The sequence below is a fragment of the Legionella navarrensis genome (assembly GCF_052527415.1).
In genome coordinates, this window is the sequence record NZ_JBNVZR010000031.1 from 1 (window position 1) to 17,381 (window position 17,381).

Consider the following 17,381-nt stretch of genomic DNA (forward strand, 5'->3'; position numbering starts at 1 on the left):
CACCGGGGCGTCGAAGCGAGCGTTATTTTTTATTTACGTGGGTTTCATCATATGGCTCCCGGTTATCACCTGGCCTCACCCTCATCCCCAGCCCTTCTCCCTAAACACAGGGAGAAGGGAGCAGATCCGTGCCACGGCTTCGATTTATTCTCTCTTCGCTCTGGGAGCCGTTTTTGTGGATTCTAGCCGTACATCCCCCCAGAATTGTAAAAAAATCGTTATGAAAATCCTCCCGTCCGCAAAAGCCCCCTCTAAATGCTCTATAATTTCATTACAAAACTGATTAACGGGGAAGCAATATGCCTAAAATGCGAGTCAGAGACATCAAAAAAGATCCTAAGACACAGCTTCTCGCACCTTATCTGGGTGATTTCAATGATTTCCCGATTATTGGGGACGAAATTGAGGTAAATAATAAAGACTGGCTTCAGAAAAACTGGAAACAAATAGAGGGCATGAACCTTCTTAAAGAGAATGACAGCAAAAGCATGATAAGCAAAATTGTTTCTCTGGCGTCCAGTATAAAACCAGAAGACTTTAATGAAACACAAATGAGAAATAACATCACCGTCCTCAAGGCTCTGGATAAGAATAAGATTAAAAACATAGATATCAAAAAGCTGATGCAATCTGAATTCATTGGTGATTTAGTGGGTAATATAGATGTTGGCAGGCTAAGTGAACAGCGTGCCAAAGTTCTGGCGGACAATGCGATAAAAATTGATAATCAGGACAAGGCTAAGGCTGTGGCTCAGTATATGAATAACATGTCAGGCACCGACTTGAAACTGACCAGCAAAAGCGAACGTCTGAAAAACTTCATGGATCTCGATTTTCATCAGATGAAGGCCGCCAACACTGTTTTGGAAGCTTACAGCAGAGACAGCGAACTACTGGATCGCGACAGTTATGATGTGATTACAAAAAGCGCCAGTAAACTGGCAGCACCGGGTGCCGCTGACTCTCTGGCAAAGACCGTCAGGCTGCTTGCCGACAACAACATGAAACTGGCTCCCAAACGCCTTGAGCAGACCATCAGCGATGGCAACCTGAACGAGGTTAACCAGCTGCTTACGACGCTGAAGGAAATCAGGCCGGACAAGCTTGGCGCAGAGCGCGCCAGCATCGTTTTGGACAATGCCAAAAGTCTTAACCCTGATAAAATGGCGCCACTTGCAGACTGTGTCAAAAAAATAAACGGGCAGATTCCACTGACCGATAAAAATATCCGATTTCCACTGACTGACAAAAAGATCAGTCTGAATTCGATCTTTGGCAAAGGCAGTAACAGTAACCTGGCCACGCTGATGAACATGAACCAGGATCAACTCAAGAGCGCCAGTGTGTTGCTGGGCTCCATGGACAAAGTAACTCAGCAGCGCTTTGATGCCGTAAAAACAGTCTGCCAGAAAACGCCACCGATCAATGCAAAGGCTCTGGGAACCTGTCTTGAGCAACTTGAGAGTGCCAAAATCCCCATCAGCCCCAACATGGGAAAGCTGGCCGCCCTTAATGAAAGCAAATTATCCGCATTGGCAAAAACCATGGGACAAATGGATAAAGGCGACCTGACTGACAAACGCTTCAATGTGCTGATGAAGAACGTCGACAAGCTGGACAGCCCGGAAAAAGGTGAGGCATTGGGTCAGTACATTAAGGCAATGTCTGGCAGCGGCCTGTCTTTGTCGGACAGTAATAATCGATTACAGACAATGATGTCCAAATCACCAACAGAAATATCGCAGGCCACGCATTTAATCAAATACATCAATACCCTTTCTCAAGGTGCCCTGGCAACATCAGGCCTGACGTCCAGCAAATACGATAGTATTGTGAATAATATTAAGGGGATGTCTACAGCGGAGATCAACGGAGTTGGTCAGACTGTTGAAGCCATGAATAAGGTCGGCCTGTACGTAGGACATAAAGATCTGAACCACATTATGAAAACCAATCCTGCCGAGTGCGGTACGCTGATTTCGCATCTTATGAAAGACGGAAACGGTCGGGGAAGAGAACGGGTTGAGACGATCATAAATAACGCCGACCAGCTGGATAAAGATAAAATGGACGTGCTGAAAAACTGTATCACCACACTGGAGGCAAACAAGGTGCCATTGACGCGTAACGATACGCTGAAAACATTAATGAGTATGGACAAGGGCGAACTGGAAAAACTTCATGGCATGCTGAACAAAATGGACGACCACGTTGCCCCCAAAGAAGCATTTCAGGCCATTGGCAGTCAGCTGCCAAAATTACGTGGGGCGAAACTGGACGCTTTGTCCGATAAGGTAAACGGTCTGCTGGACACTGACAAACCATTAATCGCAGGTACCATGGATCGATTGAAAGGAAAGGATAATCCCATTGATGTGGCTATCAAGGAGGCACAGAACATCAGGAACGTGGAACGGGAGATCGTGGACGCTCAAAGCATGGAGCAGCTACATCAAGAGGAGGCGGTGGAAGTTGTCGAACTGAAGCAGGGAGTCGAAGAAGCGCATAAGATAGTTCAGGCAGATAGAGAGGCCCTGGAGGAGAAGACTGATGATTTGCCAGAACTGATGCAACCATCTGTACCGAACGATGCGGACCGCCTGGATGCTCTTAACACACACCAAACGGCCTCTACGGAGACTACAAAAACGTCTGCTACTGTTCACGAGCAGCATACAGGACCGAAACAATAGAATGCGTAGGGTGGGCAAAGCGCAGCGTGCCCACCATGACACCTGGCTCAACCCTTATCACCTGACCGCAGACGCAGATACATCTGCCTCGCCGCTTCCTGTTCCGCTTTTCTACGGCTGGAACCACGGCCATGAGTAATGATGCTCAAACCAGGTACCGCGCAATCAATATAAAAAACCTGGTTATGTTCATCGCCCTCGACATTGGTCAAGGTATAACCGGGTAAGGGCTTTTTACTGGCCTGCAAGAACTCCTGCAGACGGGTTTTATCGTCTTTTAAATTATTCTGCAGCGATTCATCATTCAGACGGGTAGCGTATAAACGCAAAATCAAATCCTGACTGGCCTGAATCCCTCCATCGAGAAACACAGCTGCAATCACCGCTTCCAGCGCATCGGCCAGGATGGATGCCCGGCGAAACCCGCCGCTGCGAAGCTCCCCCTGCCCCAGATATAGATAATCACCCAGCTGCAGCTCAAGGGCAATATCAGCCAGCATATCGCCCTTAACCAGAAAAGAGCGCAGGCGACTGAGCTTACCCTCGTGCTCATCCGGGAAACGTTCAAACAAAGCGTTGGCAATTACAAAACTCAAGATGGAATCGCCAAGAAACTCGAAACGTTCGTTGTTATCTGCTCCGGCACTGCAATGCGTGAGCGCCTGCTTTAAAAAAGCAGGGTTGTTAAACTCGTAGGCAAGCCGTCTGCAAAGACGCTTTAAATCAACTGCTGGCAATATGAACCTCTTGTAACTCATCAAAATCAAATAATAGGCTGATATTATAAAACAAAGGGCGAATCACCTGATATTTTACCTGAATCTGATACGTATCATTTTCAAGTGCCTTGATCTGAACATCGCTGGGCTTGATTTCGTCCAGATCATTAATTTCCAGCTGAGCCATCAATTTGTTCTTTAATACCTCGACATTCAATGAAGGCTCTGAGGAAAAACTCGATGGGTCGAGTTGTTTCAAAGCCAGAATCGAACTGTGTAATTCGTAGCTCTTGACATAAACCGGCACGATACGCATTAAAAATATCGCTGCCACAATAAAAAAAACGATGCCGATTAAGGCACCCATGATCGTAACACCCTGTTCTTTTTGCATAATACCTCCTTGTATGAAGTCAAAAGCGGCAGGCAGCTTTGCCTGCAGGAACCTACCGTCCGTCATTGCGAGTGAAACGAAGCAATCCATGCTCAGAGATCGCTTTGATTTATATCAAAATCAACTACTCACGCATTCGTCCTGATATTAACTATTCTTACTTTATCAACCGACCAATGTTAGACCAGCGAACCGCATCTGTTTTTCCATTCCAGCTCATCCACACAGCAAAGGCCTTGCCACGCAGGTAATCGTCGGACACAAATCCCCAGTAACGACTGTCAGCGCTGTCATCGCGGTTGTCGCCCATCATAAAATACTGCCCTTCCGGTACCACCAGTTCAAAATCTTCGGCCGGTACATCGTTGCGCACATAAATATCGTGCTCAACCCCGTTCAGATTTTCACGGTATCTGGCGACTGCCCTTCCTGAACTTTCATCGGTGGTGTACTCGACAAAACTCTGTTTCATTTCCTTACCGTTCACAGTCAATACTTTGTTGTGATAAGCCACTTTGTCACCGCCTGCTCCGATCACACGCTTGATGTAATCGTAGGAAGGATCCGGCGGCCAGCGAAATACCACAACGTCTCCAGATTTGGGATTAGCCACCGGGATAACTTTCTTTTCCCAGACCGGTAATCGAAAGCCGTAGGCAAATTTATTCACCGCAACAAAATCACCCACCATCAGAGTGGGCTCGAGGGAACCGGAGGGGATACGAAACGGCTCGATTAAAAATGAACGCACCAGCAGGACAATAAAAAAAACAGGAAAAAAAGAACGGGAATATTCGATAATTTTATTCGGCTTTTGATCCGCCTTTCGCTTCCTGGCCCAGAACAGGATATCCAGTAGATAGATAACCCCACTGACCAGGGATAAAACAACCAGCAATAATGCAAAATTCATAGGTATCTTCCTGTTATGTCTCAACCATGGCAACCAGTACCGGTTTCATTTAATTTTGACAGATAAAAATATTGCAGCCATGTTAGTGTATGTCGTCCCCGCCTGCGCTGGGACGACATACACAAAGTTATTTCTTTTTATCTGTCTGGAATACTGCCATAAACGCTTCCTGCGGTATCTCGACATGGCCTACCTGTTTCATCCGTTTTTTACCGGCTTTTTGCTTTTCCAGCAGTTTTCGTTTTCGGCTCACGTCGCCGCCGTAGCATTTGGCAATCACGTTTTTGCGCAGGGCTTTGACAGTCTGGCGCGCAATGATGTGGCTGCCAAGAGCGGCCTGAATGGCTACGTCAAACATCTGTCTTGGAATCAGTTCGCGCATTTTATCGGTCAGAGCCTTACCACGGCTCTGCGCGGCACTGCGATGCACAATAACGGCCAGCGCATCAACGCGCTCGCTGTTAATCAAGACATCGAGCTTGACCAGATCGGCTTCGTCAAAACGTAAAAAGTTGTAGTCCAGTGAGGCGTAGCCGCGACTGACCGACTTCAGCCGGTCGAAGAAGTCTGACACCACTTCGCTCATGGGCATGTCATAGGTGACCGATACCTGACGGCCACTGTACATCATGTTAACCTGCACACCGCGGCGCTCGATACACAGCGTAATAACCTGCCCCAGGTAATCGTTGGGAACCAGAATATTGGCGCGCACAATAGGCTCAAACATCTGCTTGACCTGCTGTGGCGGAGGCAACTGCGATGGGTTATCGATGAGTACGGTTTCGCCTTTGCTGGTCACGATTTGGTAAACTACCGTTGGCGCTGTGGAAATCAGATCAAGATTGTATTCTCTTTCCAGACGTTCCTGCACAATTTCCATGTGCAGCATGCCGAGAAAGCCGCAGCGGAAACCAAAGCCAAGGGCTTCGGAGGATTCGGGTTCGTAGAACAGAGATGCGTCATTGAGGCTCAGCTTGGCCAGCGCTTCACGAAAGGCTTCGAAATCATCGGCACTGATGGGGAAGAGGCCGGCGTATACCTGTGGTTTGACCCGTTTGAAACCTGGCAGAGGCTTATCAGCCTGATTGCGCTCCAGGGTCAGGGTATCACCCACGGGAGCGCCCTGAATTTCCTTGATTCCAGCAACCACATAGCCGACTTCACCGGCTTTGAGTGCGTCCAGTTTTGTCCGTTTTGGGGTAAAAATACCGACCTGATCAACGTCATAGGCACGACCGGTAGACATGACGCGCATTTTGTCGCCCTTGCGCAGGGTTCCGTTCATGATGCGCACCAGCGATACCACGCCAAGATAGCTGTCGAACCAGGAGTCAATAATCAAGGCCTGCAAAGGCGCTTCAATGTCGCCCTGTGGTGGAGGAATGTACTTAACCAATGCTTCGAGAACGTCTTCTACGCCGAGACCACTTTTGGCGCTGACGTGAATGGCATGGGAGGCTTCGAGGCCAATAATGTCTTCAATTTCGGCTACAACGCGATCGGGTTCGGCCTGAGGCAGGTCGATTTTATTCAGGACAGGCAGTACTTCCAGCTCCTGTTCGATAGCTGTATAACAGACCGCTACAGTCTGCGCCTCTACACCCTGAGCGGCATCCACCACGAGGATAGCCCCTTCACAGGCAGCCAGAGAGCGAGAGACTTCATAGCTGAAGTCAACATGTCCGGGCGTGTCAATGAAATTGAGCAGATAGGTGTTGCCGTCTTTTGACTTGTAATTAAGTGACACGCACTGCGCTTTGATGGTGATGCCGCGCTCACGCTCAATGTCCATGGAGTCCAGCACCTGGGTGCTCATTTCCCGATCACTCAAACCACCACACATCTGGATGAATCGATCGGCCAGCGTGGACTTTCCATGGTCGATGTGGGCAATAATAGAAAAATTACGAATTCGCGTTAAATCGCTCAAGTGAAAAACCTGTCTGTAAAAAGGAGCTATTCTATCGCATTAATCGGCAGGCAGAAAGTGGGTTGTAAAATATGAGGGCAAGGTATTGATTTACGCGGGGATCGCGGCACGGAACGGCAAACCCGGATTACGCTGCGCTAATCCGGGCTACGATCGGCTTCGTCAATTTGTAGCCCGGATTAGCGCAGCGTAATCCGGGAAGCATGGTACGGGATTATACTTCGCTATTCCGGGCCACGATTCTGACCAAGGACGCGGCTGTTTACGATCTGATTCATCAGCAGCGTTATTTTTTTGAACTCGTGTGTGTCGGGAATATCACTCACGACAAACAAATCATTGTTAGCCATGCCTTCCGCCTGCATAATAACACGTTGCAGGGGTGCCAGCAGTTTTTGCATCATGCTGTACATGAGCAAAACAAACAGGCCGGCAAAAAGCACAAACCATTGCAGCAACTGCATGGCATTATGCCATAAAGCGTCGCAGGCAAAATGACTGTCGCTGGTTACCAGCACATCCCCGCTTTGTTTGCCATCAATGATAATCGCAGCCGACTGAACAGAGGATGGCCATTCGATCAAATCCACAAACCAGCCAGGCGCCACCTGCCGACTGCTTTTTTCATTTTGAGAAACCAGTAGATTTCCCTTGGCATCGCGCACATCAATCATGGAAAAATCATCATGGCCAAAAACAACCTTGACCATGGATTCAATCGTGGCCTGATCCTGACGGGCGATGGGCCGGGACAGTGATAAGGCCAGTGAGGTGGCCGTGTCGCGGGCATTGGAGTTCAGCTGCTCGATGAAAAAATTACGTGCGTTGTTCAACGTAACCAGGTAGGTACCAGCAAACAGCAGAAGCAACAGAAGAAGCAAACAAGCCGTCACTTTATTGATTAAGGTCATTGCAACATACCACCCTGTAAAAAATCAGCTAACCAATGTTCGCTTTTTCCTTCGATAAAACCAGAACACCCTGAACATGTGCCGTATCCTTGAGCCGTTTCATGCTGCGCAGCGCACGGGTACGATACTCATACGGGCCAATCAGAACAGATGAGCTGTTGCCATTAGCCTGTAATACCACCATAAAACCCAGAGTTTTCAGGCGCTCGGTCAAGGCGATGGCGTTAGCCTTGTTTTTAAAATCACCCGCAGATACGTACCATGCCGGCTTATGTGTGCTGACGGGAGCCTGTGTGACCGTATTTAAGTCAGGCATGTTCAAGGCCGTTACCTGCATCATGTGCGCCATCTGCTCCTGAAACTGTGGCTTATAGCTGGGGTAGGGATAATCGGTTTTATCCAGCTCAGCCATTTGCAGCAGCGTGCTTTCTGCGGTGGTTGCCAGATCGCTGACCGCTGCGACCTGCCCGTCTTCTTCATCCCCTTTTATCACAAAGGGAGTCAGGCGGCCAATGCTGTTCAGGATCTGATAACGGGCGCTGAGTTCGCGGCTGGTGACATTAATGTGTTCTTTTTGCAGACGATAATAGACAGCCTGAGCATCCAGTACCTGCAGTCCTGTCGCCTGTCCCTGTTTAAACTGCTCTTTCAGCTCATTGCGGGCGTCTTCCGCTGCACTCAGCTGCTTTTGCAAAGGGTTCAGCTGCAGACCGGCCGCGGTCCAGTCTTCCCAGGACTCGCGAATGGCCTTGCTCAGGGCAATCATGGAACGTCGTTCCATTTTTTGCGTATCGGGGTTTGTGGATACCGGCATGGCATAGTTATCCAGCCCCTGCTCAATTGCCTGACCAACCGAGCCCGGCAGATCCGTGCTGGCCGGACCTTCCGGCCACTCCAGATGCATGGGCCAGCGACCTACAACCTTGGCGTATATGGTTTTCGCGGCATGCCGCCTTGTTTCGGCGCGCAGCTGTGCCGATTCGGCCTGAGCAAGACGCGCCCTCACCTGCCTTAACTCAGAACGATGCGCCGCACTGCTGTCCTTTTGCTGGCTCAGCGTAATATAGATGGAACGATGCAGACGAAAATTATTCTGTGCCGCTTCCATCAGTTTATTGCAGCGCAATACATCCAGATAGCGATCCACCACGCCCAGAGCCAAATCATCGGCAATATCCTGGCGTTTTAATTCGTTGATTCGAGCCTCGGCACTGGACAAGGCCAGCGATGCCGTCGAGCTGAACAGGCTGGAGCCATGACTGGCCGGCTGATTGAGGCTCAGACCGGGATGCCAGGATCCGGCTTCTTTCGGCAGGGTGCTGCTGGAGGAGAGCAACACGTCCGGATGGGTAATAAGACTTTGCTGAATGGCTTCGGCAAGGGTATCGGCGGCCAGTGGACCTGTCAGCATGGTGGCTGCAATCAGCCCTGTTGATGTCCTGTAAAAATTCCTGAATCTCATACCGTTAGTTCACTCATTAGGTCGTAAAAAATCGTTCAACATTGCTGCGTTTTCGTATAAATTAACGTAAAAACATTGTTGAGCCCTATGAAAAACGAAACTGCTCCGCTTACTGTAACACAATTAAACCGTCAGGTCCGATCCTGGCTTGAACAGGATTTGGGCAGCGTTCGTGTATTGGGCGAGTTGTCCAATCTGGTCAAGCCCGCGTCGGGTCATTTGTATTTCACACTGAAAGACAAAAACGCCCAGATTCGCTGTGTATTTTTCCGTAATCATCATCATGCAGACACAAAACAATTCGCAGATGGTCAACAGGTCATTGCCCAGGGCCGGCTCAGTTTATATGAAGCCAGGGGTGATTATCAACTGATTGTCCAGGATCTGCTGCAGACAGGCCTGGGTGAACTGTATCTGAAATTTGAACAGTTAAAGGCAAAGCTTGAGCAGATGGGTCTGTTTTCTGCCGCTAAAAAAAGGCCCCTGCCCTTGTTTCCGGCACGTATCGCTGTCGTGACGTCGGGAAGTGGCGCGGCCCTGCGCGATATTTTAAGCACCCTGGCGCGACGCTATCCTCTGGCAGAGGTGGTTATTTATCCATCGGAGGTTCAGGGAAAAACCGCGGCTCAGCAATTGATTCGCGCTATTCATCAGGCTAATAACGACCGGCGGGCTGACGTGATTATTCTGGCCCGTGGTGGCGGCAGCATTGAGGATTTATGGCCGTTCAACGACGAACAGCTGGCCATGACCATTAGCCAGAGCGCCCTGCCTATCGTGTCGGGTGTTGGCCATGAAACCGACTTCACCATCGCTGATTTTGTCGCAGACTGGCGGGCGGCCACACCAACAGCCGCCGCCGAAGCGGTCACGCCTGATAGAGACGAACTGTTGAAGATTCTGCATAATCTTATTGCGCGCATACAGCAGGCCATGACCAAAACCATCCAGTATCAACAGATGAAGCTGTCTAACCGCCTTGCCAGGCTGGCTTCGCCAGAGCAGATCATTTCCAGACACTGGCAGACGCTTGACTATCTGGAGCGACGCCTGCATCAGCAGGCAGATAGCTGTCTGCGACAGCAGCGGCATCGATTGAGCATTGCCACGGCAGCGGTGCAGGCCAATAATCCATCGGTGCGCCTGCATCAGATGACGGCACGCGTTCAGCAACTGGAGCAACGCCTTGGACAGAGCCTGCTGGTCGTTGTGCAGCAGGCCAGGCAACGATTCAATGAATTGATGGCAACCCTTCACGCCGTCAGTCCGCTGGCCACACTGGATCGTGGATATGCCATTGCGACGCATAACAGGCAGGTGGTTTTCAGCAGTGCACAGGTCACCACCGGCGACACACTGCGCCTGCAGCTGGCCAGCGGGCGTCTCTTGTGTCAGGTCACTCAGATAGAGGAATAAAAACATGCTTAACGAATTAAACGACAGTCTGTATCAGGTTATTGATCAAACCAAGGCCAACTGGCCTGTTCTGGCCTGCGTTGTCCTGCTGCCATGGCTGGTTTACCTTTTGAATGGCCTGCTGGGCAGGCGTTTGTTTTTTCTGGGCATTATCCCCCGCCGCTGGTATGGTCTGTCCGGCATCGTGTTCGCACCGTTATTGCATGCCAATTTCAACCATCTGTTTTTTAATTCCATTCCGCTGCTGGTGCTGAGTAATTTTATTCTGGTCAACGGTCTGCCTTATTTTCTCTGGGCTACCCTGTTTATTACGGTAGTCAGCGGAAGTCTTATCTGGCTCTTTGGCAAGCCGGGGCTGCATATTGGCGCCAGCGCCCTGATCACCGGTTACTGGGGTTTGCTGGTATGCGGCTTTGTGCAGCAGGACTCACTGACCTCGATTATTCTGGGTGTGGTCAGTCTGTATTATTTCATCGGGATATTCTTTGGTGTTTTTCCGGGCAGGAAAGGCGTGTCATGGGAGGGTCATTTGTTTGGCCTGCTGGCCGGAATAGCATTCAGCTTTCTGACTCAGGTGCTGGTGTAAACCTATGCTGGGCCAAGGCGCATGGCCGTTAAACAGGGGGGACTTACACACACAAAATCCTCTTACCGTTTACTGAAAACCAGCCCATTGGTAATCTCTCAATACGAGGCGTGCAATTGAGAAAAAATCAGGTTTTGATAGAAAGTGAATTCAAGGAATTGCTCATCATGGCCAAAGACTGACTAAGGCACATCACCTAACAGGGCCATTTAATTGATGAGCAAGCCAAAAGCGTTGGAGGAGAAACTCCTTAAGTTGGCTGGCTGTGCCACTACCACCTCAGGCTCAATCACCTGGTGCAAATTAACATGGTTTTTGACTGGGATTATCCTTGTCAACAGCCTCTGAAATTGATCGTTTTTCAAACCGACAAAGGTTATATAAAAGTACTGCTAAGATTGCCAGGGAACCAACCGTCAGCAGGCTTAATAAATAATAATCTATTTCAAAATGCCCAGCGGAATGCTCAGACTGTTTTACCGAAGTATCCTGAGAGGATGCCAATAAAGCGGGACTAAAGAAAGGCAACAGAGCTGCGGTAGCTATTTTTGGGACTCTGCTGAAAGTATCTGGCGTTATTCTTTGTTTCTCTGAGAGTTGTCTTAACCACTTTAACGACTGACCTTGTCTGGTATTTTCGCCTGTTTCTATCGGTATTTTTTTGTTTCGATCTATCGTTTGTCGTTCCAGCCAATTATCCAGCTCCTCAAACAGCGCCTGGTTTATTGTATGTTTACTTGTCCCTGCATTTATCTTTTGAATTAACTTTCCCACTTTGTGTTGAAGGTTTTCAGGCTTAGCAGGAAAGGAAGTCATCACTTCTACCTTACCAATGAGAACGTCATGCGCGAAGACATGCTGAAAATGTTGTTCCCAGTAATCGCCATTACCTGATTCTTCCCGAATAACAATCTTTATCTCACCGTAACCGTCCCTGTGTTTATAATGAAAATCTACGTCAAAAGGACTTTCAGCCGACTCTATTAAATCGTCCCAGGGACTAGCCGCCATTACCTCTTCCAACACGTCATTCATGGATTGAATGATATCGTTCATATACTTTCGCAAGTCGTGTGGCGTGGCTGTATGCCATGTGGGTTCAAACCGGAAATGACTTTCATTGAAAGTTTCCCCGGCAATAATGCATTGGAAATATTTCTGAAGGTAGTCTTTATTGCTTAATTTTTGCATGATATCAACAATAATCACCATCTCGTCGTGGCTGCCACCCTTATCCGGATGGTATTTAAGAGCAAGCATCCGAAACGCTTTATTGATGCTCCCTAAATCTGTGGTTGGCTCTATTTCCAATATCTCAAAATATTTTTTATTTTCGTAAAGTTTTGTCAGTCGATTTTTCATTTCATGCCTCAATCGCAAATCAGTATCTTATCTAAATACCATGCGCCATAGTAGCGCACTAAGCACGTTTCTATAAATTAGAGCAATGACAATTAAGATCACTACGCCCTGCGACTCGTTCCTGAGAGATCCACACGAATATTTTATATAACTTGATGTTTTTAAAAAAATTATACAAAAATCCCTACGTACCGCGCTTTATGCGCGGTATCCAGAGCAGGCTTATTGAGGCATGACGCTTATGGTTTACTCGGACCATCGTACTGGATACCGCGCATAAAGCGCGGTACGTAGGGGGTTATATTTCGTGTGGATCTCTCAGGACTAGTTCGCGGGGTACAAGTGTGCAATAAGATTCCGAGGAATGCTCAAGACTGTCAACAAACCCTGGTTAAATCAGGGGTTCAGGAACGCTGGTGCGGGCTTATGGCTCCCAGGCACTGTGGTGAATACGGAATCAATTGGCAAAGCACTAGGATATACAAGGACTTTTACACCCTGTACACAGGATTATCCACAGTTTTTGTGGATAAGATTTATTGGCTGATTATCGAAGATAACACGATAAAGTCCTTGACAGACAAGGGGGGCTGATAGTTTTAGACTGGAATTTACAGTAAGTGCGTGAAAAAAAAACGTATTTTTAATTATTTTATCCACAGGGAGGAGATGGTGTGGATATAGAGTAGGATGCATCGCTATGATAGCAAAAAAAAGATGAAAAAACAGTCTTGACTTTCGATATTTCTCCCGTTTTTTTTAGTATACTGCCCAGCTTTCCATAGCCCAGATATCCGTTCATCATGTCATCCTCTGTTTTCAACTATCCGTCCACCAGTAAAAAACAAACCTGGGGGCAATTACCGGGTTGCAGCCTTTCCCTGGCCCTGGCCGATTACTGTCAGCAGCAGTCAGGCGTCAGCCTGCTGGTTGCACCGGATAATCTGAGCGCCAGTCAATTGCTCAATGAAGTGCGCTTCTTTTTGGGTGACGAGGCCTGTGATCTTTTGTTTTTCCCGGACTGGGAGACGCTGCCCTACGATCAGTTTTCGCCGCATCAGGATATTATTTCTGAGCGTCTGGCCACTTTGAGCCGTTTGCAGCACAGCCGTAAGGCCATTGTCGTCAGCTCCATTTCCACTCTGATGCACCGCCTTTGCCCGCCGTCGTTTTTGCAGCAACATGCCTTTACCCTGAAACAGGGACAGACGCTGGATTTACAAATATTTCGTGAGCGCCTGCAACAGGCTGGTTACCGCAATGTGAACAAAGTGCTGGAGCATGGTGAATTTGCCGTGCGCGGTTCTATCATTGATGTCTTTCCCATGGGCAGCACCGAGCCTTTTCGAATAGAGTTATTTGACGATGAAATCGACAGCCTGCGGCAGTTTGATACGGAAACACAGCGTACCATTAGCAGAATTGATCACATTAACCTGCTGCCGGCGCGCGAATTTCCCTTAAATGAAGCCAGTATCGGCCTGTTTCGCCGCAATTTTCGCGAACAGTTCAGTGGAAATCCGAGTCTGTCACCTGTTTACGAAGCGGTGAGTAATGGCCAGTATCCGGCCGGAATTGAATATTATCTGCCAATGTTTTTTGAACAGGCAGCGACGATATTTGACTATTTACCTGAAGACGCCCGTATTGCTCTGATTGAAGACATTCCCGGGCAGGCCGAGGCATTCTGGCATGAGCTGGTGTTGCGTCATGACCAGCGCGCCTATGACGTGACCCGCCCCATACTAAAGCCTGAAAGCTGTTTTTTGAAACCACTGGACTTTCTGACATTTGCCAGGCAGTACGCACAGGTGCGTTGCTATCATGAGCCAGTGCAGAGAAAAGGCGACGTGCATCTTTTTTCTGTGCAGACGGCACCCGCCCTGCCTCTGGATCGCAAGGCCGAACAGCCTCTGTTTCTGCTGCGTGATTACCTGAGCCAGGCCAATCGCCGTTATCTGCTGGTTGTGGAGAGCAACGGGCGGCGTGAAGTCTTGCTCGATCTGATGCGCCAGAGCGGTATCAGTGCCCACACACAGGCCGGCTGGTACAGCTTTCTTAACAGCCAGGAGCAGGTCAACATCACCACCGGCCCGCTGCTGGATGGCTGCGAATTACTGGATCAGGATCTGGTTATCATTGTTGAATCGCAATTGTTTGGCGAACACAGCACGCCACAGCGCAGCCGCCAGCAAAAATCGGTTGATCCGGACTTAATCATTCGCGATCTGGCCGAGCTGCAGCTCAATGCGCCGGTGGTGCATTTGCAATTTGGTGTAGGTCGTTATCAGGGACTGACAACGCTGGAGAGTGGCGGTACAACCAATGAATTTCTTATTTTAGCCTACGCTGGCGATGACAAAATCTACGTTCCGGTCACGTCTCTGCACTACATCAGCCGATACACCGGCATGGACAGTGATCATGCACCCCTGCACCGACTGGGCAGTGATCAATGGCAGAAAGAGCGAAAAAAAGCCGCAGAAAAAATTCATGACGTGGCGATTGAATTACTGGAAATTTACGCCAAACGCGAAGCCAGGCCTGGTTATGTGTATGAATACAACGAGCAGGAATACCAGCAGTTTGCCAGTGGTTTTCCCTTTGAGGAAACCATCGACCAGCAGCAGGCCATTGAAAGTATAATTAAAGACATGCGCTCCAGCCGGCCGATGGATCGCCTGATCTGCGGTGATGTGGGCTTTGGCAAAACCGAAGTGGCCATGCGCGCGGCCTTTCTGGCTGTTCAAAACGGCAAACAGGTATGCGTTCTGGTTCCCACGACCCTGCTGGCCGGCCAGCATTTTGAAAACTTCCGTGATCGTTTTGCCGGTTTTCCCATCAATATCGAGCTGCTTTCACGCTTTCGCAGTGGCAAGGAAAGCAAACAGGTGATTGATTCCCTGCAAAATGGCAACGTCGATATTGTGATCGGTACGCATAAGCTGTTTTCCAAAGACATTAAGTTTCGTAATCTTGGCCTGCTGATCATTGATGAGGAGCATCGCTTTGGAGTCAAGCAAAAAGAGCACATCAAGGCTCTGCGATTGAACGTCGATATTCTGTCCATGACCGCCACCCCCATTCCACGTACTCTGAATATGGCCATGGCAGGCATTCGCGATATTTCGCTCATTACCACACCACCGGCCAAGCGTCTGGCTATTAAGACCTTCTGGCAGGAAAAAAGTGACGCACTGGTGCGTGAAGCCCTGCTGCGGGAGATTTTGCGCGGCGGTCAGGTGTTCTTTTTACATAATAATGTACAGACTATTGATCGCATTGCCCAGGAGCTGCAGGCACTGGTTCCTGAAGCCAAAGTGTCGTCAGCGCATGGACAGATGCGTGAGCGTGAACTGGAAAAGATCATGTCTGATTTTTACCATCATCGTTTTAACATTCTGGTATGCACCACGATTATTGAAACGGGCATCGACATTCCAACGGCCAATACCATCATCATTGACCGTGCTGATAATTTTGGTCTGGCGCAGCTGCACCAGCTGCGTGGCCGTGTGGGCCGCTCGCATCATCAGGCTTATGCCTATCTGCTGACGCCGAACGAAAAGGCGCTGACCCGGGATGCGGTGAAGCGTCTGGAAGCTATCGTGTCGCTGGAGGATCTGGGCGCGGGCTTCACCCTGGCTACGCATGACATGGAGATTCGCGGTGCCGGCGAGCTGCTGGGCGAGGATCAAAGCGGTAATATGCAGGCAATTGGGTTTACGCTGTATATGGAGATGCTGGACAAGGCGGTGGCGGATCTTAAAGCGGGCAAGACACCGGAACTGAACACGCCCATTCACCAGGGGCCGGAAATTGATCTGCGCCTCAGCGCCCTGCTGCCGGACGATTATATTATTGATATTCATGAGCGTCTGATCATGTATAAACGCATCGCCAATGCCAAAGACAAGGGGCAGCTGCGGGAATTGCAGATTGAAATGATTGACCGATTTGGTCTGTTACCTCAGGCAGCAAAACACCTGTTGCTGGTTACGGAATTAAAACTGTTGGCTGCTGAGCTGGGGATTAACAGGATTAATGCCAGCCAGCAGCAGGGAAAAATCGAGTTCAGCCCTGACGCGCGAATCGATCCCGGCGTGCTGATCAGTCTGATTCAGGTGCATTCTGCCCGCTATCAAATGGAAGGACCGAGCAAACTGCGTTTTAATCTCGACAGCACTAGCCATGAAGAGCGGATTCTTGAGATCATGATGTTGCTGACAAAGCTGCGTGGTCAGGCGGAGGGGGGTAAATGACCCCCGCTCTCCGCTTTTGCAGACGTCGCGGGGCAGGCTCTAAAAACTTCGGATGCAACGCAGCCATTTGTTGCCACCGCGCGTATTAACAACAGCGTGACCGCCTGTTTTAAAATCAATATAAGGCGCCATGTTGTTGGGTCTTGGCCATCCCCAATAGGATTTTTCCTGAATACCACCACCGATTACAAAACGCTGCTCATAGATTTTTGTCAGCTGCGTTTCAGTAGGTACTTTCCAGTCCGTATAAGCTTGTCCTTCGGTATCAAATCGCTGCGGATCCGTGCAATACTCTGCCGCCAGTGAAAACATGGTGTTTCCCTGATCAATATTGGAAACAACGAGGCCGTGAGAGCCATCGGCCGTCACGTAAAATACCGTGCCGCCTAAGGCCTTGTCGCCAATAGTGTAGGAATAGGTTTCGGCATGAGTGACGCCCGACAACGCACCAGCCAGCAACAGGCCTGTAATAATACCGTTAAAGTTCATTGTGTTTATCCTTGTTGATTTAATAAAAAGCGCTCTTCAAAAAAAATGTCCTGCCTCCATTGTTTGACGGATGGCATCTTATGGAAAACCGGACGAACTTTACATGAAACCCGCTAATTGATCAATATAAATTCCGTATGAATCTATTTAAACCATTTTATTGTAGAGTAGTCAGCGTATTGGCTGGCACGAATCAGACTCCCTTCTCCCTAAACACAGGGCTATGCTCTGACACGAAACA

The 17,381-nt window shown here is 49.1% G+C and carries 12 protein-coding genes; 4 read left to right on the forward strand and 8 right to left on the reverse strand.

Annotation, left to right across the window (positions count from 1 at the left end; all coding sequences use genetic code 11):
* Window positions 1–299: 299 nt before the first annotated feature.
* Entirely contained in the window at window positions 300–2,693 is a 2,394-nt protein-coding gene (locus ACQUTA_RS12570) for a hypothetical protein (protein ID WP_444988611.1), read from the forward strand.
* 47 nt (window positions 2,694–2,740) lie between these two features.
* Here the strand turns inward: ACQUTA_RS12570 and rnc are convergent, their stop codons facing one another.
* The 6 genes from rnc to ACQUTA_RS12600 form a co-directional block, all read right to left on the reverse strand.
* Window positions 2,741–3,430 carry a ribonuclease III gene (gene rnc / locus ACQUTA_RS12575; RefSeq protein ID WP_444988612.1) on the reverse strand — a complete coding sequence of 230 codons (690 nt, stop codon included), beginning with the start codon at window positions 3,428–3,430 and terminating at the stop codon, window positions 2,741–2,743.
* Window positions 3,417–3,806, reverse strand: a complete 390-nt coding sequence (locus ACQUTA_RS12580) for a DUF4845 domain-containing protein (protein WP_444988613.1) — start codon at window positions 3,804–3,806, stop codon at window positions 3,417–3,419. Before ACQUTA_RS12580 ends, rnc begins: the two co-directional genes overlap by 14 nt.
* A 157-nt stretch (window positions 3,807–3,963) precedes the next feature.
* Complete coding sequence (lepB, locus tag ACQUTA_RS12585; protein ID WP_444988614.1) at window positions 3,964–4,719, reverse strand: signal peptidase I; 756 nt, start codon at window positions 4,717–4,719, stop codon at window positions 3,964–3,966.
* Between the two features lie 127 nt (window positions 4,720–4,846).
* Window positions 4,847–6,652: a translation elongation factor 4 gene (gene lepA / locus ACQUTA_RS12590; protein WP_444988615.1), complete on the reverse strand. Its 1,806-nt coding sequence runs from the start codon at window positions 6,650–6,652 to the stop codon at window positions 4,847–4,849.
* A gap of 224 nt (window positions 6,653–6,876) precedes the next feature.
* The gene (locus ACQUTA_RS12595; RefSeq protein ID WP_444988616.1) at window positions 6,877–7,563 is read right to left on the reverse strand and encodes a LapD/MoxY N-terminal periplasmic domain-containing protein; all 687 of its coding nucleotides are present in this window, start codon (window positions 7,561–7,563) and stop codon (window positions 6,877–6,879) included.
* 28 nt (window positions 7,564–7,591) lie between these two features.
* Entirely contained in the window at window positions 7,592–9,025 is a 1,434-nt protein-coding gene (locus ACQUTA_RS12600) for a TolC family outer membrane protein (RefSeq protein ID WP_444988617.1), read from the reverse strand.
* A gap of 87 nt (window positions 9,026–9,112) precedes the next feature.
* On the opposite strand from ACQUTA_RS12600, the gene xseA reads away from it, so the two are divergent.
* Together xseA and ACQUTA_RS12610 are read left to right on the forward strand one after the other, a co-directional pair.
* On the forward strand, window positions 9,113–10,441 hold the full coding sequence (xseA, locus tag ACQUTA_RS12605; RefSeq protein WP_444988618.1) for an exodeoxyribonuclease VII large subunit: 1,329 nt from the start codon (window positions 9,113–9,115) through the stop codon (window positions 10,439–10,441).
* Window positions 10,442–10,445: 4 nt separating this feature from the next.
* Window positions 10,446–11,027 carry a rhomboid family intramembrane serine protease gene (locus ACQUTA_RS12610; RefSeq protein ID WP_444988619.1) on the forward strand — a complete coding sequence of 194 codons (582 nt, stop codon included), beginning with the start codon at window positions 10,446–10,448 and terminating at the stop codon, window positions 11,025–11,027.
* Between the two features lie 303 nt (window positions 11,028–11,330).
* Here the strand turns inward: ACQUTA_RS12610 and ACQUTA_RS12615 are convergent, their stop codons facing one another.
* On the reverse strand, window positions 11,331–12,389 hold the full coding sequence (locus ACQUTA_RS12615; protein ID WP_444988620.1) for a J domain-containing protein: 1,059 nt from the start codon (window positions 12,387–12,389) through the stop codon (window positions 11,331–11,333).
* An 803-nt stretch (window positions 12,390–13,192) separates the two neighbouring features.
* Here ACQUTA_RS12615 and mfd point away from each other — a divergent pair.
* Complete coding sequence (mfd, locus tag ACQUTA_RS12620; protein ID WP_444988621.1) at window positions 13,193–16,651, forward strand: transcription-repair coupling factor; 3,459 nt, start codon at window positions 13,193–13,195, stop codon at window positions 16,649–16,651.
* Window positions 16,652–16,690: 39 nt separating this feature from the next.
* On the opposite strand, the gene ACQUTA_RS12625 is transcribed toward mfd, so the two are convergent.
* Window positions 16,691–17,140: a hypothetical protein gene (locus ACQUTA_RS12625; RefSeq protein WP_444988622.1), complete on the reverse strand. Its 450-nt coding sequence runs from the start codon at window positions 17,138–17,140 to the stop codon at window positions 16,691–16,693.
* Window positions 17,141–17,381 lie beyond the last annotated feature (241 nt).